We start from the raw sequence: 2,678 nt of genomic DNA on the forward strand, positions 1-2,678 counted from the left end.
ACGTAATTATGAGAATTTGGTCGCTCTAGCCTTTGCTTATCATTGGCTGAAGCTTTGAATGTTCAACAGAACCTAATGAGATCTTTATGCTACATACAACTCTTGCAAATCAATTAATACTTTGCGCAATCAGCTTATTGTAAGTAAAACTATTATGATTCTTTGTAACATATATCTTTCATAAAAAAGTGAATATACCTATAATAAGCAATATATTACTCATTAATTAACTTATAAAAAGAAATCTGACCATACAAGACAAGCCTTTTTAAGTCAACAATGGCAGGATATTGCTGAACTCACTTTTGACGAATTTAACCTACTTGAAATTGCTTATCTAGGTGATTACAGCTTTCAGCACTATCTTGCTGATAATTGCTACGCTTTTTCGATTAATTATCTTGTTGAGCTGTTTGGTTATCGCATTGACAACGGATGGCTATCTATATTAGACGATATTATTCCTGCAGGTACAGGTCGAAGATACTGGTTAAATTATCTTGGACTAACGCATTTATCAGGGGCAGAAAAGAATTTTCATTTACTTAATTCTGCTACGATTGCCCCTATCGGTCATCTGCGTATCAAACAAGCCGTTGAGAATTTACCAATGGGTGAAAAGCGTTTATTTGATATCAACGAGGTCGTCAATCGCCATGCTGACTTTTTGGATTATGCCAATCAAGTGGGCGCCATTGCAGGCGGTGCGACAGGTGCAGGAGGCGAAGCCCCAAAACTAGTGTTACGACTCGCCGATAATGATAAAGTATGGATTGATCATCAACAGTTAGCTGATGGCTCTTACGATGCACAGGATAGCTATTATTTAGTCAAGTTTCCACGAGGCGCTCGCAGTGAGATTGACTGCGATATCTTACGAGCTGAATATCACTTTTATCAAGAATTAGCCAGTTTGGGCTTTGATACCATTGAAACAACACAAATGCGACTCATCGAGGGTGAGCGTTATCCTTCATTATGGCTACCACGTTTTGACATTGAACAGAATGCACAAGGCAAAACTCAAAGGCTAGCAATGGAATCAGTGTATGCCATACTCAAGCGAAAACCTGCTACTCGGCTTTATCATGGGCAAACGATAAGAGCATTAATTGATATCATTGAGCATTCGAACATGACCGATGAAGGCTTCAAATTTGATAAGATGGCGTTTGTTATAGAGTGGGTCAAGCGAGATTTACTAAATATCGCCTTTGGCAATAGTGACAATCACGGACGTAATACCGCATTCTTGCGAGATGAACAAAGTATTTGGCTAATCCCTATCTATGACTTTGCCCCCATGAAAGCTGACCCTGAAGGCATCGCTCGTAGTATAATTTGGCAGAATGACAATGGTCAGACCTTGGAATCGGGTGGTCGTTATAACTTTATCACCATCTGTGAGAGCTTGTTAGATTTGATAGAGCCTTCAATTTTACTTGAAGAACTTAAGCAAACTGCGGAGAAATTGGTCGATTTACCGAATCGATTGCAACAACGATGCGTCAGTGAAAAAATCCTATCGCATCCAGCGATTGCGTTTGATTATTTGCCAAAACGCTTACAAGACTGGGGATTGATATGAGTAACTTACTAAATCGTCAGCGGGCATCTGATGCCGCACCCGATTTACAAGGATTAAGTCGCACGCAGGCTCGAGACCAAGTGATTGAGCAATTTATGGAAGGTGAATTGTCTCAAGGTAAACTACTCAAAAAACTTCGAATCGAAGTATTGGGCATCAAACAAGATGAATTTGCTAAATTGGTCAAAATTTCTCGCAAAACAATATCCGATATTGAAAATGATCATGGTAACTATAGCGTGAATACCATCAATCAGATTTTTCGTCCATTTGCCTTGGGGTTAAAATTAGGTTATCGATAAACAATATAACTATCTCGGATTTAAAGCAACTATTTCTTAAATATGAACAATGAGCTGTTCTATTTTAGGGGAGATTTGCACTATAATTCTTCGGATTTATTTATATGCAAAGATTCCAAATTTTAACTTTTTTCATAGGAAAAATGTATAATATATAACATTATTACCATGAAAAAAGTTAGAAATTTTAAGGTATTATCAATGCAACGTCATATCCTATCCAAAATTCAAGACTAGTATCAAAGTCCAATCAGTAAGCCCTTGGTTATTCAAGGGGCACGCCAAGTAGGTAAGACATGGGTGATGAGGCATTTTGGTGAACAGCATTTTAAAAAGATTGCTTTAGGAATAGCAGCTTTTTCGCCAAGGTTTTGTTGGCTTTACGATTAAATTGAGTAGTTATGGATGATACTTATAAATGACATAAAAAAGCATATTAATCCTAAATCATTAATGTAAAATTAGTTCTAATTTGGTTTTTAATTATCACTAATTTGATATTATTTTAATTTTAATCTGAAACTACTATTTGATAATTTTATTTGGTGTATTGATTCAGTCCGTCCGTTAATCTATCAATAATTATTTCTCTAAGCTTAACAGGCTCAATGACTTTTGACATATGCGACATACTGATTAGCCAATCTTCAAGCCTTACGGTATTCATCACGGTCGCTGTAAGTAACAAGTTTTTTTCATCCAGCTTTTCTAAGAACCTGTTCACGATTAAAAAAGCTGATAAAATAATGTGTTAAGCAAATTCAAGTAACATAAAAAACTCATGAGAA

General features: G+C 36.3%; 4 protein-coding genes. 3 read left to right on the forward strand and 1 reads right to left on the reverse strand.

What is annotated here, in order from left to right; translation table 11 throughout:
• Window positions 1-610: 610 nt before the first annotated feature.
• From ACH0AB_RS11720 to ACH0AB_RS11730, 3 genes are all read left to right on the forward strand, one after another.
• On the forward strand, window positions 611-1,588 hold the full coding sequence (locus tag ACH0AB_RS11720; RefSeq protein ID WP_406878249.1) for a type II toxin-antitoxin system HipA family toxin: 978 nt from the start codon (window positions 611-613) through the stop codon (window positions 1,586-1,588).
• Window positions 1,585-1,890: a helix-turn-helix transcriptional regulator gene (locus ACH0AB_RS11725; protein ID WP_406878250.1), complete on the forward strand. Its 306-nt coding sequence runs from the start codon at window positions 1,585-1,587 to the stop codon at window positions 1,888-1,890. Before ACH0AB_RS11720 ends, ACH0AB_RS11725 begins: the two co-directional genes overlap by 4 nt.
• A gap of 261 nt (window positions 1,891-2,151) precedes the next feature.
• A complete protein-coding gene (locus ACH0AB_RS11730) occupies window positions 2,152-2,280 on the forward strand; it encodes a hypothetical protein (protein ID WP_406878251.1) in 129 nt (42 codons plus the stop codon).
• A gap of 148 nt (window positions 2,281-2,428) precedes the next feature.
• On the opposite strand, the gene ACH0AB_RS11735 is transcribed toward ACH0AB_RS11730, so the two are convergent.
• Window positions 2,429-2,578, reverse strand: a complete 150-nt coding sequence (locus ACH0AB_RS11735; RefSeq protein ID WP_406878252.1) for a hypothetical protein — start codon at window positions 2,576-2,578, stop codon at window positions 2,429-2,431.
• Window positions 2,579-2,678: the final 100 nt, after the last annotated feature.

The organism is Moraxella sp. 179-F 1C4 NHS (assembly GCF_045370505.1).
Lineage (GTDB): Bacteria > Pseudomonadota > Gammaproteobacteria > Pseudomonadales > Moraxellaceae > Faucicola > Faucicola tetraodonis.